Consider the following 25252-nt stretch of genomic DNA (forward strand, 5'->3'; position numbering starts at 1 on the left):
TTGATCAAAGTTCTGTGCAGTGGGGACCTGGCTTTTTAAAAAATAGTTTTTGGAAAAATACGGAGAGAAGAGTATAATTACACTGCTGATGCCCTTATCGACTGGCGAATCGTTCTTTCACACCGGGCTTTCTACATAATGGCGGAGGGGGGGAGAAACATGATGATCGATATCATGATCGTGTTTCCTTATATCATTGGATCGATTTTGGTTTTCAACATACTGCTCGCACTGGCTATTGTCTTTTTAGAACGAAGGGATGCTTCTTCTACCTGGGCATGGCTGATGGTGCTGTTGTTTATACCGATTGCCGGTTTCATTCTTTATTTAATCTTTGGCCGCAAGCTTAGCAATAAGAAAATCTTCACTTGGGATACCAAAAGCAGACTTGGTGTCAAAACGGCCGTCCAGGCACAAATGCGAGCGTTGGAAGAGGGGAGCTTTCAATTTAAGGATGAGAGTCTTATCCCTTATAAGGACTTATTTTACTTACATTTACGCAATGATGATGCCATCCTTACTCAGGATAACCGTGTCGAGATTTTTACGGACGGCCAGAAAAAATTCCACTCCCTGCTTCAGGACATCGAAGAAGCAGAGGACCATATTCATCTGTTGTATTATATCCTCCGGGCAGACCGGCTTGGAGAATTGTTGGCCGATGCATTGATCAAAAAGGCCAAACAAGGCGTCCAGGTGCGGATTCTTTATGATGACATGGGCTCAAGGGAATTAAGCAGGAAATATATCCGCAAAATACAGGCAGCAGGAGCAGAGGTCGAAGCCTTTTTCCCGCCGCTGATTCCCAAGGTCAATTTGAAAATCAATTATCGAAACCATCGTAAGCTTGCCATCATAGACGGAAAAATCGGATATATTGGCGGATTCAACATTGGTGACGAGTATTTGGGATATAACAAAAAATTCGGCTATTGGCGCGATACCCATCTCAAAATCGTCGGCGACGCGGTCCGGAACATGCAGACCCGCTTTATCCTCGACTGGAATCAAGCCTCCAGGCACGATATTTTGTATGAAGAGCGGTATTATGCGGCCGAGCCGACCGGAGAAGTAGGAATCCAAATTGTTTCCAGTGGCCCGGATTCGGAGTGGGAACAAATTAAAAACGGCTATATCAAAATGATCATGTCTGCCAAGGAATATATCTATATCCAAACCCCCTATTTCATTCCCGACGACAGCCTGGCAGATGCCTTGAAAATCGCGGTGCTTTCCGGGGTCGATGTGCGGATCATGATACCGAACAAACCGGATCACCCGTTTGTTTATTGGGCTACTTATTCCAATATCGGTGACCTGTTAAAAGCAGGTGCCGACGTCTATATTTATCAGAATGGCTTTCTTCATGCCAAAACGATTGTGGTGGATGAAAAGATAGCCTCAATTGGTACAGCCAACATTGATGTACGCAGTTTTAAATTGAACTTTGAAGTAAATGCGTTCCTGTATGACCGGCAAGTTGCCGGTGAGTTGGCACAAAAGTTCCAGGAGGATATTTTGCATTCCAGTCAGTTGTCCTATAAGCTTTATTTACAGCGGTCCATATGGATTCGAATCAAAGAGGCGATTGCCCGACTGCTTTCGCCAATCCTATAAATTAAACAGAAAAGTGAGGAATTACAATGGAAGCAAAACCTTGTATCGCTTCATTGACAGTGAAAAATTCGCATGTATTACCACCAGATACCAACAGCCATGGTACATTGTTTGGCGGCAGGCTGATGGCCCATATCGATGATGTGGCAGCTATTGCTGCAAGGAGGCATGCCCGTAAGCCGGTTGTGACCGCATCAACCGACTCGGTAGACTTTCTGGCGCCGGTAAAAGAAGGAGATACGATTTGTTTGGAAGCCTTCGTCACCTGGACGCACAAAACCTCGATGGAAGTATTTATCAAAGCTGTGACAGAGGACTTGAATACCGGCGAACGGAAAGTATGCACGACAGCATTTGTCACCATGGTGGCAATTGGGCCTGATAACCGTCCAGTTACGGTGCCGCCGGTTTACCCGGAATCAGAAGAAGAGAAATTTTTACATGAAGGAGCCCCGAAACGGGCCGAGCTCCGTAAACAAAGGAGAAGCAATTCCAAAGAAATGGCCCGTACATTCGGTACTCGTTTTCCTTGGAATGAAAATACGAGACATGAAAAATAAGCGCTGATGTACAGCTGCTGCCAACCTTTGCTCAGGTTTGCGGCAGCTTTTTTTACATTGCATGGAAACCGGACATGAACAGCATTGCCCTCATAAAAAGAGGCTTATTCCCGGAATAAGCCCCCTATAGACGGAAATCCAATTCAAACCATTGTCCAAATCGATACTATTTCACCAATGCATCTTCAATTGCTTTAGTGATATCAAAAGGGTCAGATTCTATATTGGAAGGTATTGCGACCTTCAAGTCAGAATCTGGATATACGGAGGATCTGAAACGGACTCCCGGATCGAACCCCATTACGTGATATTTGTAGACTTGATCATTCTTTTGGTTCAGCCAAATACCGTATCCATAATGTATTTCCCCGTTCACTTTAATGTGGGGACTGAGCAATACCTTTGTCGTTTCTTCTTTTAGGAGGGTAGAGTCCAACAATGACTCCCATAATTTAATCATATCGGGAGCTGTAACAAATGCGCCTCCATCCGAGCCTCCTTTTTTGGGAATAGAGTAAATATTGGTTCTCCAAGTGTTATCCTCGTCACTGTCGATGTACCCTGCTGCAGTATTTTCGGGGAGCTGGTCCAATGCAAAATATCCGGAGTCGATCATATTGGACCTGTGAAAAACTTCTGATTCTATGTATTCTGTAAATGGCATTCCTGTTTGTTCTTCAATGATAAGGCCTAAAAGAATGTAGCCTGCATTGTTATAATGGAATCTGTGTCCAGGTTCAAACTTCATTTTTTCAGATTGAAAGAGAGGCAAAAAGTCTTTAAGAGATTGGATTTGATAAACAGGGTAGTTCTTCCACAATTCTTCATAATCATTCATTTTCTCTTCATCAAAGTAGTCAGGAATGCCTGAAGTGTGGGTTAAGAGCTGGTGGATGGTAATCTCTTTATCAAAATGTGGGAAATCGATATTCAAGCAGTCGACTAAACGAGTATCGAAACTCAACAAACCTTTTTCAACTAGTTGGCAAATTCCGATAGCAGTAAATAGCTTGCAGCCAGATGCTGTTCCAAAGCGGGTGTCCGAAGTGTTTCGGCGTTTTTCGGCTCTGTCGGCATAGCCGAAGGACGAGTCCGATAATATATGCTCGTTTTGTTTTACATACACAACCCCTGAAAAGTCCATCTTATTACAGGTTTCGGCAATGAGGTCGTTTAATTCAGTATCTCTTTTCATATTTCTTTTCCCTCCATAATGCTTTGCTGATTTTAACTGGTAAAGCTTCCTTTCCATTGTATGTGGTAAAGCGTTGCCTTAAAAGACTATTAGGTAAGAAACGGAACGAATTCGGTTGGCAGTTCGAATTCGTTCCGTTTTGCTTTGGTGGCCATGTTTTTTCGGCCACTTTCCAGCCGGGAAAAGGATGGAAGAGAGAGGAAGAAGTCTTGTGGATGTTCAAGGTTTTTGCAAAATCCTTTCGAAAATCTCTTCCAGCTCTTGTATCTCCTTTTGAGGCATACTTTCTGGATTTTGCAGCTGCTCCGTCTGTATCCTTTGGTAAATCGCTTGGATTTGGGCGGCCTCAGCTTCCGTAATTACATCAAGGTCAACGGCCATGGCCTGATTGATATCATTCGGTTCCAGCTTTTTCAACCCCTTCCCGTACTGACGCTGGCATTCCTCCAGTATGTCCTGTGAAATTCCGGTCATGAAATAAGCCATCAACAAATCCAGTTTTCCCCGATAGTCCGGATGCATATATAAACCATGGAAGCAGGTCAAACTCCTGACACCGGTTTCGTTGCGGATAAATTTTACTTTATTCCGGCTGAAGGTGGATATGAAAATATCCGGGGGCAGCCTTGTTTCATTCTTGTGCCATGGACGCCGGCGTTTTGTTAGATATCTTTTGCTGCTTCCGGAAGCCTCACCATGTGCCAAATAGGCACGGGCTTGCTTGCTTGAAGGTTCGCTTTCCTGGATATTCAACAAGAGTACCGGAGCACCGGAACCGACAAGTGCTTCATAGTCTTCCGGAAAAAAGAAGTTTCCTGTCACTTGGTTGGCTTTGGAAAGGCACGGAAGGAAGTGTTCTTTTTCCAGCTGCCATTCCCGGCGGGTTGTTTCTGATACACAAAAAAATTTGTTATCACCTGTCGCAATACCTCGGGTCACCCTGGCAAATTCAGCAATCGGTTTCACATGGCGGTACTGCCTTTTACTAGAGGGCTGATAGTACGTGCGCCATTTTACTTGGGAATCCAACTCTTTATATTTACATATACGGCCGACGGGCGGCCGTTCACCAAAAGCGGTTATGTATTCATTCAGCTGCGCCAGTCCTTCCTGGTCGTCGAGTTGAATGAATTCGAGAGTCGAAGTCTGCCTTCTGTTATCGAAAAAGAAGAGAGCGGACGTCGTGGCCGCTTGGTCGAACCAGTTCTGCTTAAAGTTAGTGACAGCGACAACATGAAGGTTTTGCTGTTGAAGCAAGTATTGTTTGATCGGCGGGCCATAGTCTGCATTTAAAAAATCAGATGGGATGATGAAGGCGGCACGGCCATCTTGGGCTAATTGATGGATGGCTTTCAGCAAAAACAATGCATATATATTGGTGAAACCGGACAACTTTAAGCCGAGTTTTTCTTTGAATAATTGCAAATAGCCTTGTTTTTCGGAATAGTGTTTAAAACGGATATATGGCGGATTACATATAATACCTTGATAGGTTTCATTCCAGTCCCGTTTTAAAAAGTCCTGCTCCAAAAGAGCAGCATCCACTTTAGCCGCCTGCAGACGCTGGCGGGCAAAGGTAAGAACCTGCTGGTCGATATCATATCCTATGACAGCCAGCTTTTCGGGCAGACCGGTGACCAGCTCTCCGAGACCTACCGCAGGATCTACAACTTGTTTGCAGTCCGGGTTGCCGAGGACCCACGCTTTCATGACATCGGCAATACTGCTCGGCGTAAAATACTGACCGAATTTTTTTCGGGTCTCGGCATCTATCTGCCGACAATATTGGTTAGTAATTTCTTGACTGTGATCGCTCACGTCTGTTCCCCCATCTTTAGAGTGTATAAAATTAAGAAAAAGCGCATTGCGCCGGAACAAATATACGGAGAAAAAAGCCGCTCCTAAGGAAGCGGCTGAATGGCATCTATTATAATGTTTCGTTGACTTCGTCTGCAGCCACCCAGTTTTCGGACCAGGTTTTAATTTCCTTTATGACCGGCTCCATGGCTTTTCCTTTTTCCGTAAGCCTGTATTCAATCCTGACAGGAAATTCCGAGTACACATTGCGTTCCACGATTTGTTCCTGTTCCAGCATTTTTAAACGGTCGGATAGCAGTCTGCCACTGATTGGCAGTTCCGCTTCCATTTCGGAAAAGCGTTTTTCCCCATCGAGAAGCTCAAACAAGATGAGTCCCACCCAGCGTTTGCCGAACAGCTGCATGGCCTTTTCGAAACGAGGACATAACTCTTGCATCGATATCACCCCTGCCTTACTTACTAATATATCTTATTATTCACCAGTAGAAAAGGGAGTATAAGAAGTCTGAAAATAAACGGATCACCGTTCATGGAGCCCCCTGCCCATACAAGTGCCAAGGGATGCTTAGTCCTGCACTTTTTCGCGGGTGGCTGGTAATCCTTCTTTAGCTCCGCTCTGCGGGGTTTCATCCTTTAAAAAAAGATTGACGGGAACATATTACTAATATACACTTACTTACTAAAAGTAACTGTATTAAGAATAACATAAAAAGAAGGTATAGTAAATATGAACCAGGATAATTTGCAATCCTTTCAATGGGAAGAAGTTGAATTGACGGTAAACAGTCTAGTCCGTTCTCTCGAATTCTATCAGCACGCACTAGGTTTTGCCGTTCTTGAAACAAACGGAAACACCGCTGTTCTCGGAACACCGGATAGCACGGTTTTACTGCGTTTACATGCAGACAGTAATGCGGCCAAGCCGTCGAAGAACATGGCCGGACTATATCATTTTGCTATTCTTGTCCCCGATCGCAGCTCCCTGGCCTCCTTTTTACAGCACATAGTAGAGAAGCGCTACCCACTTGTCGGTGCCTCGGATCACGGGTTTAGCGAGGCAATCTATTTGGAGGACCCTGACGGAATCGGTATTGAAGTATATGCCGATCGGGACAAGCGTGAATGGCGTGGTCTGGGCGGCGAACTTCCTGTCGCAGCTGATCCGCTAAAAGTCCAGAACCTGCTCCATTCCGCAGAAAAATGGCACGGGCTTCCGAAGGGGACCACAATCGGCCATTTGCACTTCCATGTCTCCTCTATACCAAAAGCGCATCAGTTTTATGTGGGGCAGCTGGGGTTTTCTCCAACTATCTCGCTTGGTACGCAAGTGTTGTTTATTGCTGCTGAAGGTTATCATCATCACATTGGCTTAAATACTTGGCATGGAGAAGGGGCGGCTCTTCCAGAGTATGGAATGATCGGCTTACGTTCAGTAAGAGCAAAAGTGGCACAGAATGATTTTGACCGCTTCCTCCGCCAGGGTTCGATCGGGACAGACGGAAGCGTTATTGATCCATTTGGTGTGCTTTATCGCTTCCGAACTTAATCCTTTGGCTGTCGCGAATCGTAAAGCGACAGCTTATTTTGTCCGGGAAACTATAAAACGAAATAGCCGTGTATCGTTATCGGCAGGAACAGCTTCGTCCATTTCCACCGCCTGCCCTTGGGGTGTTAAGTCGATCTTTCTCTTGGCAAAGAACGTAACCCTAAACCTCTCGATCTGAATACGGTGATTGCCCCTTTTTTTCTTTTACAATCATTTTTGGCTTCTTGCTCTTCATGAGTACCCGATGTTTAACATTGTGTGGAAGATGGAATAGCACAAGTGAATAAGCCTTATCGAAGGAGGCGTCAAACATGGGTAAAAAAGTATTGATGGTGGTAACCTCTTCCCAACAGATGGGAGATCACCAAACTGGACTTTGGTTGTCCGAGTATGGAGAGCCATATAGCATTTTTGAAAAGAATGGATTCGACATTACGGTTGCTAGTCCAAGTGGCGGCAATGTTCCACTCGATCCGAACAGCTATGATGAGGAAGCACCGGATGAATGGGAAAAACCGGTCAAATTACTAGAGAACACAGAAAACCTTGCTGCTCAAAATCCGGATGACTTTGATGGGATTTTTCTTCCCGGAGGTCATGGCACAATGGAAGATTTTCCGAATAACAGTGCCCTGCAAGAAATAATAAGTGACTTTGCCGCGAAAAATAAAGTAATCGGAGCTGTGTGCCACGGGCCTGCTGGTTTGGTCAATGTAACGCTTGACAATGGGCGTAAGCTGGCGGATGGCCGTCGAATGACAGCTTTCACCAATGAAGAGGAACAGCAGATGAAATTGATGGATAAGCTTCCATTCAAACTTGAGAGCAGCTTGAGAAATGAAGGAGCGGCGTTTACACAGGGACAACCATTTTCCGATTATACGGTTGTTGACGACAATCTTGTAACAGGACAAAACCCTCAATCGAGTGTGTCGACCGCCAACGCATTCGTCGATTTGCTAAAATAACCTATCTCAGATAGGATAATATAGAGGCAAATTGCACGAGCGGGAATATTCCCGCTCGTGTTTCTCATAAGAATGAATGAGCCCGCATGCTGGTTTTCCAGGCTGGCAGGACGGGTAATAAATGAATGTTGTCGGGTTGTTTTACATAGGATGACAGATGAAGAGAAGGAGTGGGAGGAACGGTATGTTTGCTGATATATTATCCACGCTGAATGACTTTCTGTGGGGTTATGTGTTGATTGCGGTCCTGATCGGACTGGGCGTGTTTTTCACCATTCGCACGAAATTCGTGCAGTTCAGGCTGTTTCCTGAAATGTTCCGGGTATTGTTTGATAAGCGGACGATAAGTGCGGAAGGAAAAAAAGGCACATCGGCTTTTCAGGCGTTTACAATCAGTACTGCTTCACGGGTCGGAACCGGAAACTTGGCAGGAGTTGCCTCTGCAATTGCCGCAGGCGGACCTGGCGCTGTATTCTGGATGTGGCTCATCGCCTTGATCGGCGGCGCCACTAGCTTTGTGGAAAGTACCTTGGCACAAGTGTACAAAGTGCCTGACAAGAACCAATACCGCGGCGGCCCCGCATATTACATGGAAAAAGGATTGAATAAGCGCTGGCTCGGAATTGTATTCGCCATCATCATTACGTTTACATATGGACTTGTATTTAATTCCGTTCAATCCAATACAATCCGGCTTGCTTTTGAGGAATCGTTTGGAATCAGTCCGGAGTGGATGGCGGCCATCTTGGTTATCCTGACAGCGGTTGTCATATTTGGCGGGCTGCGCAGTATCGCCAGAGTGACCCAGTTCATCATTCCGTTCATGGCTATCATGTATGTATTGCTTGCCATATATATTCTTTTGGCGAATGTGACCGCCATTCCGGAAATGTTCCAGCTGATATTCGCCAATGCTTTCGGTATCAGGGAAATTGCCGGTGGCGGCTTTGGAGCGGCCATCATGATGGGGATCAAGCGTGGCTTGTTTTCCAACGAAGCAGGTATGGGTAGTGCGCCGAACGCAGCTGCAACAGCAGAGGTGACCCATCCAGTCAAACAGGGTCTCATCCAAACATTGGGTGTTTTTCTCGATACCTTGGTCATTTGCAGTGCGACAGCATTGATCATTTTAACAACAGAAGGCTATGCCGGAAGTACGCTTCAGGGCATCCAGATCACCCAGAGTGCTTTTGAATCACAGTTGGGTTCTTGGGCGGCAGTGTTTGTAGCCATCGCTATTTTCCTGTTCGCTTATTCCTCCATCCTTGGTAACTACTATTATGGAGAAACGAATATCGAATTTATCAAGACAAGCAAGACAGCTCTGACTGTTTACCGGGTGGCTGTATTGCTCATGGTTACGTTCGGCGCCCTGCAGGAATTCGATCTTGTTTGGAGCATGGCCGATCTCTCGATGGCAATCATGGCCTTGATCAACTTGTATGCGATCGCCATGCTTTCGAAAGTTGCTTACCGGACACTGACGGACTACCTAAGCCAGAGGAAGCAGGGCAAGGACCCAGTCTTTTATCGGGAAACACTCGATGGTGTTTCCGGGATGGAATACTGGGGGAAAGACCAGACTTCAGAGAACGAAAAATAATCGCCAAAATGGCGGGTGTATGTTAAATCAGGCTGCTGGAAACAAATCCGGCGGCCTTTTTCTTTATCGGTTTCCATTCGAGCTTCAACACGAGGATGATAAGGGAACTGCCGTATTGTTAACTTTTTTGAATATCCTTTATAATTGAAAGGATATAGTTTAAATAATCAAAAGGATGAGTAAACGAATGAGTATCCTATCTGTGGAACAGTTGTATAAATCTTTCGGTGACAAGGTATTGTTCGACCATATCGGATTTACCATCGAACCAAAGGAACGTATCGGTTTGATCGGCGTGAACGGGACCGGCAAATCGACATTGCTGAAGGTGATAGCCGGAATCGAGCCCAATGAGGGAGGGACAATCAAACATGCCAATGATTTTCGTATCGAATATCTGAATCAGGAGCCTGATTTAGATGGTGGTTTGACCGTCCTGGAACAGGTTTATCAGGGCGAATCGGCAATCATGCGTACCATGAGGCAGTACGAGGAGACACTTCAACAGCTCGAAGAACAGCCACAAAATACGTCGCTTCAGGAGAAGCTGTTGAAGGCACAGCAATCCATGGATGAACAGGAAGCATGGGACGCCAATACAGCAGCGAAAACAATCCTGACAAAATTGGGGATTACAGATTATGCGAAAAAAACCGCTGACCTGTCGGGCGGGCAAAAAAAGCGGACGGCCATTGCCCGTGCATTGATCCAGCCGGCAGACTTGTTGATTCTCGACGAGCCTACCAACCATCTGGATAATGAAACAATCGAATGGCTGGAAGGGTACTTGCCGCAATATGAAGGCGCCTTGATTCTCGTGACGCATGACCGGTACTTTCTTAACCGGATCACCAACCGGATTTATGAATTGGATAAAGGGAACCTCTATACGTACGAGGGCAATTACGAAACGTTTTTGGAAAAGAAAGCAGAACGGGAATCATTGGAGCAGCAGAATGAACAGAAGCATAAAAACACCTTACGCCGTGAGCTGGAATGGCTGCGCCGCGGAGCCAAGGCGCGCTCTACCAAGCAGAAGGCCAGAAAGCAGCGTGCCGAGGAAATGAAGCAAGTCACGTTCGATACAGGCGGTAAGGAACTGGATTTTCAGGTCGGCTCTCAACGCCTCGGCAAAAAAGTGATTGAGCTAGAGCGCATTGGAAAATCTTTTGCAGATACCCCCTATATTGCCGAGCTGGACTACCTCGTGATTCCGGGAGACCGAATCGGCATTATCGGACCGAACGGAAGTGGAAAAACAACGCTTTTGAACATCATGGCTGGAAGAATGGAACCTGATTCTGGAAAGGTGGAGACAGGTCCTACTGTGAAAATCGGTTATTACACGCAGGATCATACAGAAATGGATGATTCCCTGCGTGTTGTCGAATATATCAAGGAGACTGCCGAAGTCGTCCACACTGCAGACGGTGAAGTGATAACTGCGGAACAAATGCTGGAACGGTTCCTGTTCCCCCGCTCACAGCAGTGGACCCATGTCAGCCGGCTGTCAGGCGGGGAGCGGCGACGGTTGTATTTGCTTCGGGTTCTGATGGGTGAACCGAATGTCCTGTTACTCGACGAACCGACCAATGATCTTGATACAGAGACACTCGGCGTGCTCGAAGATTATTTGGATCAATTTCCCGGTGTTGTGATAACCGTATCCCACGACCGTTACTTCCTGGACAGGGTTGTCCATCGTTTGATCGCTTTTGAAGGGCGGAATGACATCCATTTCTTTTACGGAAATTATAGTGATTACTTGGAGGATGCAAAATCACGCCGGCAGCCAAAAGAAGAAATTGCCAAACAAACGGCTTCCCCGCGTAAAAAGAAGAAGAAACTCTCTTATCATGAACAAAGGGAATGGGAAGGGATAGAAGACAAAATCACCGGACTGGAAGAAGAACTGGAGAAAGTGAAACAGGAAATCGAACAGGCAGGAAGCGATCTCGGCAAAGTTCAGGACTTCTATAATCAGCAGGAGCAGTTGGAAGCTGACTTGGAACAGGCAATGGAACGCTGGGAGGAACTTTCGCTGCTTGTCGAGGAAATGGATAATCAATAAAAAATCAGAGGGTTTGCCCTTTCCACAGATATAGTAGATAGAAAATGCGCAGTAACTGTAATGTCCTATTCAAAAAGCGTGCTAACCACCGCTTCGGTAGCATACTTCGCTTTCCGCGGGCACGGCCTCAGCTAACTAGGTAAAGAAAACCGCTTTACCTAGTGGATCTTCAGCTCGCGCTGTTCCCGCTGGAGTCTACGCATGCTACCTACGCTAAGAAGCATGGTGTTATCGCAAACCTAGAGACTTTTTCTTTGAGTCCCAACAAGCCATCTTAAAAGCTTTGTCAGGAAATGTGTACTTCTTTTCCTAAATAGATAGTTGAAGTTCCATTTATTATCCTGTTCTTGGACTTTCTGCTTGTTTTCTCGGCAATCTTTTGATGATACGATGCTTGGAGTACCATGAATGAAAAATGTCTAGTACACGCATTTTTAAACAGAAAGCTGTTCCTAGCGAAGAAAATACCCGGAGACTCCCGCGGGAGGAAAGGCCTCGGTGAGATCCCGCAGAGCGTTAGCTCGAGGAAGCTCACCAGCCGCCCGCGGAAAGCGCAGGGTATTTTCGCAGCGTCGAATTCCAACTCAACAAAAGTAAGAAGTCAGGAAGACGCATCCAAACTATGTCGCAGTTTATATTTTTCACGAAATTAGGAGAACAGTTTTTATAATATAGATTCACTTTATTTGAAGTGGAGGTTTCTCTTTGGTGAAAGGTGGTGGGGGAACCTCATGCTCCTCCAAGAATTCGTTTGGAGACTATCAGGAGGAGAATATTGTGGTGAGGTTCAGGAAGGTTCATTTGCACCCACGCCAAACGTCATGTAGACCGCTATCCCACCGCGACGCTATTTCGCTGAATGAATTGCAACGTGAATAATAAGAAAATTTTGTTAGTTTCCGTTTTTTGTGAAATAATAGAGAGGTAAAGAAAACAGACTGACAGGTCGATTTTTTGGAGGGAAAAACAATGGCAGAATTAAAACAATTAGAAAAATATGCAGAGTTGGCCCTGAAAACCGGTGTCAACCTGCAAAAAGACCAAACATTGATGATCAATGCGCCGATCGAGGGTGCCGATTTTACCCGGATCGTCGTCCGGAAAGCCTATGAACTAGGAGCCAGGAACGTACATATCAATTGGGCGGATGACGAAATTTCATTGCTTAAATACGAGAATGCACCGGAAGAAGTATTGACGGATGTCCCTCAGTGGCACGTGGACAAGCTTGTATCCTTCGCAAAAGAAGGCGCGGCCGTCTTATCCATCCGTTCCACAAACCCTGATTTACTGAAGGACATCGATGCCGGCAAAGTGGCGAGGGCTTCCAAAGCCAATGCAGAAGCGATGAAAGAGTTTCGCCAGTACACGATGAACGACAGGATTCCTTGGTCGATCATTTCGATTCCAACTGGCGATTGGGCACAAAAAATCTTTCCGGATCAATCGAAAGAGGAAGCAATGGAAAGCTTGTGGCAGCAAATCTTCAAAATCGTCCGCGTCGACAAAGAAAATCCTGTCGCTGCTTGGAATGAACACAATGCGACCTTGCGGAAAGCACGCGAATTTTTGAATAGAAAACAATACAAGAAATTGGTTTATAAAGCACCAGGTACCGATTTTGAGCTTGAGCTTCCGGAAGGGCACATTTGGAAAGGCGGTTCCGCTAAGACGGAAAAAGGTACAGATTTCAATCCGAATATGCCGACAGAGGAAGTCTTCACATTGCCGGATAAGTATGGGGTGAACGGAACGGTTTCCAGTACCAAGCCATTGAACTATGGAGGTAACTTGATTGATGGTTTCAGCTTGACCTTTGAAAAAGGAAAGGTTGTCGATTTTCAAGCGGAACAGGGCTATGAAACATTGAAGCATTTGCTGGATACAGATGAGGGAGCACGTCGTCTCGGTGAAATTGCGCTTGTTCCGCATGAATCTCCGATTTCCCAATCAGGTCTCATCTTTTATAATACGCTCTATGACGAAAACGCATCTTGTCATATTGCTTTGGGCAAGGCCTATCCGACCAGTCTGGAAGGCGGTTCACAAATGGATGATGAGCAGCTTGACAAGCATGGGGTCAATGACAGTTTGACACATGTGGATTTCATGATTGGCTCGGCTGAACTTGACATCGACGGAGTGACTGCAGATGGCAGCACAGAACCAGTATTCCGCAAAGGGAGCTGGGCATTGGACTTCGACGCTTAAGCAGTTAGGGTTTGATAGTCGTCATACCGGGGTAATATCTAGTTAAGATTCGGTGTTTTTCTATAACAGCCGAAAGGAGAGTACCCCATGGTAAGACGAAATGAAGGCGAGATGGCCGGCTTTCAGTCGAACGCTAATGAGTTCCATAAGTGCTCGAGCTGCGGAAAGCTCTTGTCGACAAGACAAGAGGAGAAAATCAAGCTTTGCAAGGATTGCCAGGAACGGCATAACCAAGATACAACAACAGGGATTTGAAAATACTTCATGATGAAAAAGCACGCGGAAGTGCTGCTTCTCCGCGTGTTTTTTCTATTTGGTTTGCACTTCGAGGTTTTGTTTAAGCTTGTAGGAGATCCACACGATGTGACGAACTTAGCCTCTCTTAACAGGCGTGTGCGCTTATCCTTCACAAAAAGACATGGCTAGCGATTCAGCATAATGCCATGTTTGATTAACACCGCCTTGATTGCCGTGTAGCTTATATCTGCCTCTATCCTTTCTTTGATCGGCTTCAGTTTCGGTTCATCCAGCTCCTGACGGACGGCAAGCACTTCCTCTTCCTCCGACTTTGTAAACAGCCTGTCCCAGTCTAGCGGATAAGCCTCGCCATAGGCTTTGAATAAATGATTGGCGGCCGTCTGCTCGGTAATTCCCCGGGTGGCCGCAATCTCTGCAAGGGAAGAGCCGTCCACAAATGACTGATAGCTTATAAGGTGACTAGGTCTGTCATCATCTTTATCCCGTTTTTCCAGCATCCCCTTGCTCGAAACAACAGATGTTCTCTTTGTTTGTTTTTTCTCCACTTTATCGGCCCATGGCAAAATTGCTTGAAGAAAGGGTTCGCCATACTGTTCGAATTTTTTCTCCCCCACCCCTTTTATACGGAGCATCTCTTCTTTTGTTTGAGGGAAATGACGGGCCATCTCCTTTAACGTCGCGTCAGAAAACAACACATAAGGTGGCACTTTCTCTTCTATCGCTGTCTGCTTGCGCAACTGTCGGAGCTCCTCGAACAAAGCTTCATGATAATCGGCTGCGGAAGTGCTTCTGGCAAAACCAGTTTGAACCCATACCTGCTTACGGCCTTGCAGTACTTCTTTTGCCTGTTTGGTCAGTTTAAGTATCGGATAACGGTCGTCCCCTGTCGTAAGAATATTTTCCGCCACAAGGAAGTGAATGAAATTGGTCAATTCCTTTTCGGTATATTGGGACATCAGTCCGTAGGTAGACAGCTGATCAAACTGAAAGTCTTTTACTTTTTTATCCCTTGATCCTTTCAGCACTTTGGCCGTTAAACCGGCACCGAACCTTTCGTCCATACGCTTGATGCAGGACAGGACCATTTGGGCTTCTCTTGTCATATCTTCCCGATTGTCACTGTTGAGACAGTTGCTGCATTTACAGCAGTCTTCCATCGCAGAATAATCATTGAAATAATGCAGGATATAGGTCTGCAGACAACTGTGGGTGTGGCAGTAATTGACCATTGCCTGCAGCTTTTTATATTCTTTCGATTTTTTTTCTTCGTCCATCAAGGACTGCTCGATTAGAAACTTTTGCAATTGGATATCCTGCCCGGAAAAGAGCAGAATGCAATCGCTAGGCTCTCCATCCCTGCCGGCTCTGCCTGCTTCCTGATAGTAGGATTCGATATTCATCGGCAGAGCATAGTGGATCACATAACGTACGTTCGATTTGTCGATTCCCATGCCAAAAGCATTGGTGGCTACAATGATCGTTTTCTCATCTTGAATGAATGCATTCTGTGCCTGCTTCCGGTCCTGCTCGGAAAGACCGGCGTGATATTTAGCAGCCGCATATCCTTTGCTCTCGAGCAGCTGGTGGACCGTATCGGTTTGTTTTCTTGTTGAGGTGTAGATAATCCCTGACTCTGTCTGGCGTTCCTTCAGATAATCAAGCAGAAAATCGCGTTTATTGCTTCCTTTGACGATATGAAAAGAAAGGTTGTCTCTGGCAAAGCCCGTATTGATGACATGATCGTCTTCAATGTCAAGAAGCCTGCGGATATCGTAGTTCACTTCATCGGTAGCGGTGGCCGTCAAGGCAACGGTTACCGGAAGGTTGGGCAGTTTGGCTAATGTGGGCACGATTGATCGGTAGCTGGGGCGGAAGTCGTGTCCCCATTGAGAAATACAGTGGGCTTCATCGAACGCAATCAAGGACAGGTTGATTGATCTGATTGACTCGATAAATGTTGGCGATTCAAATCGTTCAGGTGCTGCATAAACGAATTTGTAGCTGCCGGCCCGCAGCTGCTGCATCCGTTCCTGGAATTCTTCCGTGCTTAACGTGCTGTTTATATAGGTGGCGGGAATGCCGAGTGAGGACAAGGCGTCCACCTGGTCTTTCATCAGTGAAATCAATGGTGAAACGACAATGGCGGTTCCTTCAAGGGCAAGCCCGGGAATTTGATAACAAAGTGATTTTCCGCCGCCTGTCGGCATGATGGCCAGAGCGTTTTTTTGACTGGTCACGTATTCGATCACAGCTTGCTGGCCAGGCCGGAAGCTTGGAAAACCAAAGTATTCTTCAAGTATGTGTTGGGCTTTTTCCATTATCATGGTGTTCATCCTTTTCTTTAAGTTCCAAATTGAAAAAATCAATACTACTATCCTATCATGATTCTGTACAGACGAGAATTGCCTATCTTTAAATATTTCGTATCCAGGATGTTTAATATTGCCATTATCAGGGGAGAAGTTATCAACATGCTTAGAAAAATGAGCATTTATTGACAAGTTTCCAAAAAACTTCAACATACAGGATAAGTGGATGATGACCTCCTGCTGTATGAGCGGCAAAAGGAGAGAGGGTCTTTTCTGGAACGGCCGGGAAAGCGTGACAACGAAAACAGGGCTGCCCTGCAGCGGGCAGCCCTGTTCGATATTTCAAGCTATGTTTAAGCACACAATATATCTCAACGATGATCGAGAAAACCGCCGATGGATGCGCCAATTACGGCGGGGAGAAGCCAGCCGAGACCCACGGAGAAAAGCGGGAGCTGTTCGATCCACGGTTGTACGGCGCTCATTTCCAAACCGAATTCGGTCAGCCCCTGGTAGATACTGACTATAGCAGTCAGCAGGATTGCACCTCGATAAACGGACGTCGATCCTTCAAACCACTTGTCCAGAAAAGTGAGCAGGACTAAAACGATGGCAATTGGATAAATGGCGACAAGTACTGGTACAGAGATGGCGATAATTTGATTTAGGCCGAGGTTGGCAATCAAAAAACTGGCGATGCTGACAATCGCTGCTATTTGCTTGTAGGAAAACCGGGTAGTTCTTGCAAAATACTGAGCGCAGGCAACTGTCAATCCGATGGAAGTCGTGAAACAAGCCAACGCGACAATAAGCCCGAGCAGCAATAGGCCGAAATTGCCATAAACCAGCTGGGTGGCGCTGGACAGGATCTGGCCGCCATTATCGAAACTGCCTTGTGCAGCCATTTTGGCACCTATCCATCCAAGCGAACCGTAGACAAGTGTCAGGGCGGCCCCCGATATTATTCCTGCTTTTAAAGTGGAGGTCACCAATGTTTTTTTGTCCTGTACCCCGCTGTCCTTATAGGCTGTTACGACAATAATCCCAAATGCAAGGGCGGCAATGGCATCCATGGTTAAATATCCTTCCACAAACCCGCTGAAAAAAGGGGCTGTATGATATTTTTCGCCTGGTATGCTGGAAGGAGAACGCAGCATGAAAAAACTGCCGATACAAAGCGCTGCCACGGCCATCAACAAGGCAGGAGTCAACCATTGACCAATCCGATCGACCAGTTTGGAAGGATTGAGACTGAACCAATAGACCAAACTAAAAAAAACAACCGTGAACAGGACCAATATCGAGGTATGACTTACACCGGCCTGGACAGATGGAAGTACACCCATCTCGAAAGCTACATTGGCAGCTCTTGGGATGCCGAAAAACGGCCCGATGGCCAAATAAATGATCGATGTAAACAACAGGCCGAAAGACGGATGGACCTTGCTTCCCAATTCTGATGTTCGATCACTGATAAGGGCTATAGCAACAATTGCAAGGATAGGCAGCCCGACCCCGGTTAAGATAAAACCAACCATGGCCGGCCAAAAGGAAGTACCTGCCTCCAACCCTAAGGTGGGGGGATAAATTAAGTTTCCTGCCCCGAAAAATAGGGCAAATAGCATAAAACCGATTAAAAATGTCTGTTTTACCAAGCTGCATTCCTCCGTACGCAGGCTCTTACCAAATGAACGAGCTGTATCATCAATAAAAACGTTGCATTTTTTTGAAATATGAAAAAGCAGAACTATACTACCAACGAGATAGCCATTTGTCAATGATACCTGAATGAACAAAGAAGAGGGATGTGGCCGTAAGCGATTTTCATGCAAAAATCCTGCTGCCGTGAAACAAACCGTTTTACATGGAAATCCAGCCGCATTACACTATGGTATATCTTTTTCCATCGTACGATTTAAATGCAGAAAGGGGTGGAAGTTACATGAGCGATTCCCTTTTATTAGAAATAATGTTGATAGGTGCGCTGGGTGTCGGTTCTCAATGGTTGTCCTGGCGCTACCGTCTTCCCGCCATTGTGGTCATGTCGGTAGCCGGATTATTAGTGGGGCCTGCGCTAGGTATCATCAATCCGAACGAGGATTTTGGAGACCTTTACCGGCCGATTATATCTGTGGCTGTGGCAATCATCCTTTTTGAAGGCAGTCTGAATCTCCGCCTACAAGATATTAAGGGATTGGGAAGGCCTGTTTTCCGGATTGTCACCTTTGGGGCATTCTTATCCTGGATACTGGGTTCCTTGACAGCGCATTATGTTGGCGGGTTATCCTGGGCTGTATCGTTTGTGATCGGCGGAGTGTTCATCGTGACGGGTCCCACCGTGATTTTGCCGTTATTGCGACAGTCGAAGCTGAAACCAAGACCCGCCAAAATCTTGAAATGGGAAGGAATCATTGTCGATCCGATCGGTCCGCTCCTTGCGATTTTTGCTCTGGAAATCATTCTGGTTCTCACCAATACCGGCCACAGCTTGTTGTCTTTGCTGTTTTTCCTCCTGGCATCGCTGTTTGCCGTCATATTCGGCTGGGCGTTTGGCAGAGGAATCGGATGGATGTTCGAAACCGGTCATGTTCCGGAGTATTTAAAATCTCCACTCGTTTTTGCAGCGGTAATCGCTTGTTTTACGATAGCCGATGAGATCACACATGAAACAGGTTTGCTGGCAGTGACTGCCATGGGGATGACCCTGGCCAACATCCGCATCTCGTCCATTCAGGATATGCGGCACTTCAAAGAAAATATTTCGATTTTGCTGATTTCAACGATTTTTATCATGCTGACAGCATCCCTGACGAGAGGAACGCTTCTCCAGATATTCAGGCCGGAAATCATCGGGTATGTACTGTTGATGTTGTTCATTGTCCGGCCGTTGTCGATTTTCCTGTCGACGATTCGGACCGACTTGTCCAAGTCAGAAAAGCTGCTTGTCGGCTGGATTGCACCGAGGGGGATTGTAGCGCTGACTGTTTCGGGCTACTTTGCGTCCATTTTATATGATGAGGGTTATGAAGATGCGGCGCTGGTGACCTCGATCACTTTTGCGTTAGTGTTTTTCACAGTGGTCGCCCATGGGTTTTCTATCAGCTGGCTGGCCGGAAAGCTGAACCTTTCTGCAGAAGGTCGCCCTGGGACCATGATTATAGGAAGCAACAGCTTTACTGTGGCGTTGGCCAAAATCCTGAAGGATATGGACATCCCGGCCATTGTGTCTGATTCCTCCTGGCAGCGCCTTTCCAAAGCACGCAATGCCGGAGTCAACTTTCATCACGGGGAGATATTGTCGGAGCAGACGGATTACCGTGTTGATATGACACCATATGATTATTTGATTTCGGCTACTGAATTCGATTCTTACAATGCTTTGGTTGCCACGGCATTTGTCCCGGCGTTCGGCCGCAACAATGTGTTCAAACTGAGCATTCAAACCGAAAGGGGAGACCAGGTGGAGGACTTGGACCCAACGATCGCAGGCCGGGTCTTGTTTTCCGAGGAAATTTCATTGGAGGGGCTATGTGGCAAGATCGATGACGGTTATGTAATGAGAAAGACGAACATTACCGATCAGTACACATATCCAGATTATCTTGATGACCGGGCCCACGGTACCATATTATTGTTTGTCCTGCGCGTCTCCGGAAATGTCGAGTATTATACCGATGAAATTAAATTAAAGGCAGAGCCCGGAGATGTAGTGGTCAGTCTGACACCGCCCAGCAAAGAAGTGAATAAAATAAAAGCAAAACTCGATCAACAACATCAAGAACAAGGCAATCAATAAATGAAATCTTAAAGTATTACACACTGACCATACATCAAGCAGCAGTCCAATCGGGCTGCTGCTTTTCATGGCGAGAGGCTCTGTTTTAATGGAAGAACGGTATACTAAATTTGCGAGACTTGAAAGAAACCCTCGGGAATTTCGTTCGTTTATCGTCAGTGAATCTCGCTTTGTTCACCCTAAAGTTGTTTTACCCATGGGTTGAGTTTTGCGCCCGGTTCTTTACAACCCCTCACTGATCCAATTCATCGAGTTGCTTGTTCAAACTTGCCAGTTCTTGTTCCATATCACCCAGTTGTCTCTCTGCATTGGCAGTATTTCCTCCGACCGAGTCAAGTTTCTCCAAGTCGGCTTGAATACGCATATAATCAGATTTTAATTCACTGATCCGGTTTTCGATTTCTTTTTTTGTCATGATTACCACTCCTTTAATAAAACTGTATGTCAGCAGGTGGTCTCCGTCAACCAACAGGATTTCTAAAAAGTAGTGGGCAGAGCCTGGAAGATAGGTTAAACTACTAGAAAGAATGAGAGGGGGAACAGGGATGGAAGTCTTGCAAGTGGATGATATTACCACTTTTCTTGAACAGGCAGAGCCCTTGTTGTTGGCTAGAGAAGCCTGCAACAATCTGGGATTGGGGATTCTGAACAGGCTGAAGGAAAACGAAAGCGCACAAAGCCCAGCCCCATATTTTGGGATGGTTAAAGAGTCAGATGAACCGGTATATGTTTTTCTTCAAACACCGCCGCACAATTTGATACTTCCCGATATGGAAGCGGTCCATCCAGAAATGTTCACGCTCATTGCCGGCCTACTTCATCAACAGGGCATTGACATTCCCGGTGTAGTGGGACCTGCTGAAGCAGTCCGGCCGTTTGTGAATGAATGGGGGCAGCTAACAGGGAAAAAAGCAGAAATGGAAATGGAACAGCTTATTTACAGACTGGATGAGGTGAATTCGATAGAAAAAGGAAGCGGGCGCCTCCAGTCTGCAGATGAAAAAGATGTTGGGTTGATTAAAGCCTGGTTGATCGGGTTTGGGACAGAGGCAAACGTATCAATGGATGAGGAACGGGCAGAAGAGATGGCCAAGGATTTTATTGCATCCCGTTCCGTCTATCTATGGGTGGTGGACGGCCAGCCCGTATCGATGGCCAATCAATCAAGAAAATCGAAAAACGGCGTGACGATCAACGCTGTTTATACACCAGACACTTACAAGCGGAATGGTTATGCCACGGCACTTGTCGCAGCCCTTTCTCAAAAACTGCTTCATGAAGGAAATCATTTTTGCAGTTTGTACACAGATCAGGCGAACCCTACCTCCAATGGCATCTATCAAAAAATCGGCTACCAAGCTGTCGGCGAGTCGGTCATGTACAGTTTCCGATAAACGGGATTGCACTGTATCAGAATGAGTAGCAGCGCAGGTTACTGAAGCGGAAAGCAGGTCGTCCCTCCAAAAGGAGAACCTGGAATAAAAGCAACGTGACCAAAATAAAACCGAACGATTTTACAATTGTTCGGTTTTTCAATTGAAAAAAAGCAAACCGTTCTACTCTTCTCTTGTGAATCGTGCAACGCTCCTATCCGGCAAAGTACTTCGCGTTCCGCATGTACCTTCACTCAAAAGCAGTATTCCTTTTCCCGTTGAGTGCATGGCCGGAGTCCTGGTGAAACGGATAAAATCCTGTTTTTTTTGGTTTAGTTGCCCCTGTTCGTAACCGGATTCAATTTTCTGTTTAATTAGAATTTTAAAGCATTTACTATCTTATCCAAGCAAATATAAACATCTTGGAGCTATAACAGAATCAGCTGGTTATATGCTGTATGACTCGATTTAATCAGAATATTCATAGATTGATGAATGTAAATATTAGGTATAAAGTTATATATATGCCTATAGGCACTCCAAGCATTTCTCCGAATTGTGCTTCATTTCTTTTATCCGTGGTGGAGGTGTTTCTGCTCGCGTGACATTCAGCTGAAGGTTAAATCCATACGGATAACAAGTTTTTTACTTACTTAATAAGCGTCTGCTCAAGTGCACAGCAAATGCTTTTTTACTTAAGAAACTCAGGGAGGTTTAATTAGTTAATGAAAAAATACTTATCAGGTTTAGTACTCGGTTTAGTGTTGATTTTTGCACTGGCGGCATGTGGCTCTGACGACAGCAGTGGCGGTGAAGCCAGTGGAGAAGGGGAAGGCGGCAAGCTGGCCGAACTTCAGGATGCAGGTAAAGTGACCATCGGTTTTGCCAACGAAAAGCCTTACGCTTATGAGGAAGATGGAGAATTGAAAGGGGAAGCTGTAGCAATCGCTAAAGAGGTATTTAAAAACCTCGGTATCGATGAAGTGGAAGGACAGCTTGCCGATTTCAGCCAGTTGATTCCAGGCTTGCAGGCAGGTAAGTTCGATGTAGCTACAGCAGGTATGGCCATCACCCCGGAACGTTGTGAAAATGCAGACTTCGGCGAACCTGAAATTAAATATGGGGAAGGCCTCATCGTGGAAAAAGGCAATCCGCACAATATTACCAGTTACTCGGACATAGCTGAAAACGAGGATATCACTGTTTCGGTTATGTCAGGTGCAACGGAGATCGATTTTCTTCAGCAGGAAGGTGTAAGCGAGGATCAAATTTCCGAAGCTCCGGATATCCCGGCTACATTCTCCGCTGTTGAATCCGGACGTGCCCAGGCAACAACGGGTACAGAAATGACAATCAAAATGGCACTGGAATCTGCCGACACAGATGCACTGGAATTCGTAGAAGGCTTTGAACAGCCGGATATCGAAGGGGTGCCAAGCTATGGAGCAGCAGTATTCCATCCCGATAATGATGATTTAAGAGAAGCTTACAACGAAGAATTACAAAAATTAAAAGATAACGGCGAAATTGCCGGTTTGATTGAACCATTCGGTTTTTCTGAAGAAAGCAATGTCATTACCGAAGACATTACGACAGAAGAGCTTTGTCAAGGATAATAGGGGAGAAAAAATAATGTGAAGCAGGCCCCCTCGTGTCAGGGGGCCTGCTTTTCCCGGTAAAGAAAGGGTGAATCCTTATCAGTGATCTTACTGAAATCTTCTCCAAGTTAATGCAAGGGATCAACATAACCGTTACGGTACTGATCGCTTCGGCGGTTCTATCATACTTAATTGCCTTTATCGCAGGGTTCGGCAGGCTATCGAATAATATTTTCATAAGGAAATTCACCGGTTTTTACGTAGAAGTGTTCCGGGGAACATCCTTGATTGTCCAGTTATTCTGGTTTTATTATGCACTTCCGGGACTCTTCGATATCCATTTGGCCACCGATTTCTGGGCTGCTGTAATCGCTATAGCAATGAACTATGGCGCTTATATGTCCGAGATTGTCCGCGGTTCGATTCTTTCCGTTGCCAAAGGGCAGAGAGAAGCTGCTACAGCCCTGAATATGTCACGGTTCCAACGAATGCGGCTAGTCATTTTGCCGCAGGCGGTCCGGATGATGCTTCCGGAATTCGGTAACTACCTGATTCAGATGCTGAAAGCTACATCTCTGGTTTCCCTGGTGGGACTGACAGATATCCTTTATCATGGCGATGTCTTCAGAAGTACGCACCTGTCACTGGCGCCGACTGTGTATATTCTGATTCTGATTTTTTACTTTATTTTAGCGCTTCCGTTGATTTGGCTTACTCGTTGGGCAGAAAAACAATCATCGAAGGGAGTGGCTAGTGAATGACTTGGAATTGGAATTATGTAGTTGAATCGTTACCCGCTATTTTTCAAGGGATGTGGATTACTCTAGGACTCACCATAGCCTGTTATCTGTTTGCCATGTTGTTCGGTTTTGTCTGGACATTTGTCCGCCGGATTCCTTGGAGGCCCTTGCAAATGATTATTGCGTTCATCATGGAGTTCATCCGTTCGACACCTCCATTGGTTCAATTGTTTTTTCTTTATTACGCATGGCCGATGGTTCCGTATGTCGGTTTGACGTTGGATCCAATCACGGTGGCAATCATCGGTCTCGGTGTCCACTTTAGTACGTATATAGCTGAAATTTATCGCTCAGGCATTGAGTCGATCGATAAAGGGCAATGGGAAGCGGCTACTGCATTAAACCTTTCGTTAAAAGATAAATGGACAAAAATCATTTTGCCGCAAGCAATCCCGCCGACAATCCCGATGCTCGGCAACTATTTGATCATCATGTTCAAGGAAGTGCCGTTGACTTCCACGATCGGTGTTGCCGGAATGCTTCATATGGCAAACAACTTTGGTTCGAAAAACTTTGCCTATTTAGAGCCATTGACGCTAGTGGCAGTATTCTTCCTTGTGATGAGTTATCCGACAGCCGTACTTTTCCGCAAACTTGAACAAAGAATGAATCGCCGGTTCGACAAAAATAACCCGACAGGCAAAATAGATAAAGGAGTTGTCACGTGATGGCAAAACCAATTGCAGTATATAATGATGTCCACAAATCATTTGGTGAGGTGGAAGTGTTAAAAGGAATTGATTTGGAAATCGCTCCGGCAGAAAAAGTCGCGTTAATCGGACCAAGTGGATCCGGAAAAACCACCATCATCCGCATGCTGATGACCTTGGAGCAGCCGACCTCCGGCACCATCGTCGTCGATGGCCAATACTTATGGCACATGGAAAAGAACGGGGAGCTCGTCCCTGCCAATGAAAAGCATTTGCGGCAGGTCCGCGGTGATATCGGTATGGTATTTCAGCATTTCAATCTGTTTCCGCACATGAGTATCCTGGAAAACTGCATGGTCGCTCCGATAAATGTAAAAGGGGTGCCCAAAAAGGAAGCCAGGCAGCGATCTGTGGAAATGTTGGAAAAGGTAGGGCTGGGAGATAAGCTTGACGATTATCCGAGCCAGCTTTCCGGCGGTCAGAAACAGCGGGTGGCCATGGCAAGAGCGTTGGTAATGCGTCCGAAAATCATGTTGTTCGACGAGGTGACTTCTGCTCTCGATCCGGAGCTGGTCGGTGAAGTATTGGAAGTCATTCGTGATATCGCCAGAGAAGGCGAAATGGCCATGGTGCTTGTTACGCATGAGATGGACTTTGCACGTGATATTGCCGACCGGGTCGTATTCCTCGACGAGGGCAGGATTGCTGAGCAGGGTACTCCAGAGCAAGTACTAGAAAACTCGGAGAGCGAACGATTGAATTCATTTCTCAGTCGTTTCCGTTCCTGATAAAAACGGCATGGTTCCTGTCAAGCACCGGAACCATGCCGTTTTTTGTTTTGCAGTTCTTTTTGCCACCTTTGCGAACTTATAGGCGGAA

General features: G+C 46.0%; 20 protein-coding genes. 14 read left to right on the plus strand and 6 right to left on the minus strand.

The window, feature by feature from the left end; translation table 11 throughout:
• Nucleotides 1-174 precede the first annotated feature (174 nt).
• Nucleotides 175-1617 (plus strand): cardiolipin synthase, encoded by a 1443-nt coding sequence (gene cls / locus ABVF09_RS08005; RefSeq protein ID WP_026570867.1) that lies wholly within the window; start codon nucleotides 175-177, stop codon nucleotides 1615-1617.
• A 26-nt stretch (nucleotides 1618-1643) separates the two neighbouring features.
• Nucleotides 1644-2177, plus strand: coding sequence for an acyl-CoA thioesterase (locus ABVF09_RS08010; protein ID WP_026570866.1), 534 nt, complete (start codon nucleotides 1644-1646; stop codon nucleotides 2175-2177).
• Nucleotides 2178-2343: 166 nt separating this feature from the next.
• On the opposite strand, the gene ABVF09_RS08015 is transcribed toward ABVF09_RS08010, so the two are convergent.
• The 3 genes from ABVF09_RS08015 to ABVF09_RS08025 form a co-directional block, all read right to left on the minus strand.
• Nucleotides 2344-3372 carry a serine hydrolase domain-containing protein gene (locus ABVF09_RS08015; protein ID WP_153463645.1) on the minus strand — a complete coding sequence of 343 codons (1029 nt, stop codon included), beginning with the start codon at nucleotides 3370-3372 and terminating at the stop codon, nucleotides 2344-2346.
• A gap of 219 nt (nucleotides 3373-3591) precedes the next feature.
• A complete protein-coding gene (locus ABVF09_RS08020; RefSeq protein ID WP_371068944.1) occupies nucleotides 3592-5190 on the minus strand; it encodes an HsdM family class I SAM-dependent methyltransferase in 1599 nt (532 codons plus the stop codon).
• A 109-nt stretch (nucleotides 5191-5299) separates the two neighbouring features.
• The gene (locus ABVF09_RS08025) at nucleotides 5300-5626 is read right to left on the minus strand and encodes a winged helix-turn-helix transcriptional regulator (protein ID WP_272914945.1); all 327 of its coding nucleotides are present in this window, start codon (nucleotides 5624-5626) and stop codon (nucleotides 5300-5302) included.
• A 291-nt stretch (nucleotides 5627-5917) separates the two neighbouring features.
• Here ABVF09_RS08025 and ABVF09_RS08030 point away from each other — a divergent pair, with 291 nt between their 5' ends.
• From ABVF09_RS08030 to ABVF09_RS08055, 6 genes are all read left to right on the plus strand, one after another.
• The gene (locus ABVF09_RS08030; RefSeq protein ID WP_051382151.1) at nucleotides 5918-6736 is read left to right on the plus strand and encodes a VOC family protein; all 819 of its coding nucleotides are present in this window, start codon (nucleotides 5918-5920) and stop codon (nucleotides 6734-6736) included.
• A 311-nt stretch (nucleotides 6737-7047) separates the two neighbouring features.
• Entirely contained in the window at nucleotides 7048-7704 is a 657-nt protein-coding gene (locus tag ABVF09_RS08035; RefSeq protein ID WP_026570861.1) for a type 1 glutamine amidotransferase domain-containing protein, read from the plus strand.
• Nucleotides 7705-7888: 184 nt separating this feature from the next.
• Nucleotides 7889-9307 (plus strand): alanine/glycine:cation symporter family protein, encoded by a 1419-nt coding sequence (locus ABVF09_RS08040; protein WP_026570860.1) that lies wholly within the window; start codon nucleotides 7889-7891, stop codon nucleotides 9305-9307.
• 187 nt (nucleotides 9308-9494) lie between these two features.
• Nucleotides 9495-11378 carry an ABC-F family ATP-binding cassette domain-containing protein gene (locus ABVF09_RS08045; RefSeq protein ID WP_026570859.1) on the plus strand — a complete coding sequence of 628 codons (1884 nt, stop codon included), beginning with the start codon at nucleotides 9495-9497 and terminating at the stop codon, nucleotides 11376-11378.
• Between the two features lie 969 nt (nucleotides 11379-12347).
• Nucleotides 12348-13589 carry an aminopeptidase gene (locus ABVF09_RS08050; protein ID WP_371068945.1) on the plus strand — a complete coding sequence of 414 codons (1242 nt, stop codon included), beginning with the start codon at nucleotides 12348-12350 and terminating at the stop codon, nucleotides 13587-13589.
• An 87-nt stretch (nucleotides 13590-13676) separates the two neighbouring features.
• Nucleotides 13677-13844, plus strand: a complete 168-nt coding sequence (locus tag ABVF09_RS08055) for a hypothetical protein (RefSeq protein WP_162832892.1) — start codon at nucleotides 13677-13679, stop codon at nucleotides 13842-13844.
• Nucleotides 13845-14011: 167 nt separating this feature from the next.
• Here ABVF09_RS08055 and recQ read toward each other — a convergent pair whose 3' ends face one another.
• Together recQ and brnQ are read right to left on the minus strand one after the other, a co-directional pair.
• A complete protein-coding gene (recQ, locus tag ABVF09_RS08060) occupies nucleotides 14012-16171 on the minus strand; it encodes a DNA helicase RecQ (protein WP_371068946.1) in 2160 nt (719 codons plus the stop codon).
• 356 nt (nucleotides 16172-16527) lie between these two features.
• Nucleotides 16528-17811 (minus strand): branched-chain amino acid transport system II carrier protein, encoded by a 1284-nt coding sequence (gene brnQ / locus ABVF09_RS08065; protein ID WP_371068947.1) that lies wholly within the window; start codon nucleotides 17809-17811, stop codon nucleotides 16528-16530.
• Nucleotides 17812-18098: 287 nt separating this feature from the next.
• On the opposite strand from brnQ, the gene ABVF09_RS08070 reads away from it, so the two are divergent.
• Nucleotides 18099-19952 (plus strand): cation:proton antiporter, encoded by a 1854-nt coding sequence (locus ABVF09_RS08070; protein ID WP_371068948.1) that lies wholly within the window; start codon nucleotides 18099-18101, stop codon nucleotides 19950-19952.
• A 232-nt stretch (nucleotides 19953-20184) separates the two neighbouring features.
• Here the strand turns inward: ABVF09_RS08070 and ABVF09_RS08075 are convergent, their stop codons facing one another.
• Entirely contained in the window at nucleotides 20185-20367 is a 183-nt protein-coding gene (locus ABVF09_RS08075; protein WP_026570855.1) for an SE1832 family protein, read from the minus strand.
• Between the two features lie 130 nt (nucleotides 20368-20497).
• Between ABVF09_RS08075 and ABVF09_RS08080 the strand changes: the two genes are divergently transcribed.
• From ABVF09_RS08080 to ehuA, 5 genes are all read left to right on the plus strand, one after another.
• Nucleotides 20498-21346, plus strand: a complete 849-nt coding sequence (locus ABVF09_RS08080; RefSeq protein ID WP_026570854.1) for a GNAT family N-acetyltransferase — start codon at nucleotides 20498-20500, stop codon at nucleotides 21344-21346.
• 704 nt (nucleotides 21347-22050) lie between these two features.
• Nucleotides 22051-22941, plus strand: coding sequence for an ectoine/hydroxyectoine ABC transporter substrate-binding protein EhuB (gene ehuB / locus ABVF09_RS08085; RefSeq protein ID WP_026570853.1), 891 nt, complete (start codon nucleotides 22051-22053; stop codon nucleotides 22939-22941).
• A gap of 113 nt (nucleotides 22942-23054) precedes the next feature.
• Complete coding sequence (ehuC, locus tag ABVF09_RS08090; protein WP_035426956.1) at nucleotides 23055-23684, plus strand: ectoine/hydroxyectoine ABC transporter permease subunit EhuC; 630 nt, start codon at nucleotides 23055-23057, stop codon at nucleotides 23682-23684.
• Nucleotides 23681-24391, plus strand: coding sequence for an ectoine/hydroxyectoine ABC transporter permease subunit EhuD (ehuD, locus tag ABVF09_RS08095; RefSeq protein WP_026570851.1), 711 nt, complete (start codon nucleotides 23681-23683; stop codon nucleotides 24389-24391). The genes ehuC and ehuD overlap by 4 nt, the downstream gene beginning before the upstream one ends.
• Nucleotides 24391-25161 (plus strand): ectoine/hydroxyectoine ABC transporter ATP-binding protein EhuA, encoded by a 771-nt coding sequence (gene ehuA, locus ABVF09_RS08100; protein WP_026771916.1) that lies wholly within the window; start codon nucleotides 24391-24393, stop codon nucleotides 25159-25161. The genes ehuD and ehuA overlap by 1 nt, the downstream gene beginning before the upstream one ends.
• Nucleotides 25162-25252: the final 91 nt, after the last annotated feature.

This window comes from Sediminibacillus sp. JSM 1682029, from assembly GCF_041366435.1.
Taxonomy (GTDB): Bacteria; Bacillota; Bacilli; order Bacillales; family Amphibacillaceae; genus Sediminibacillus; species Sediminibacillus terrae.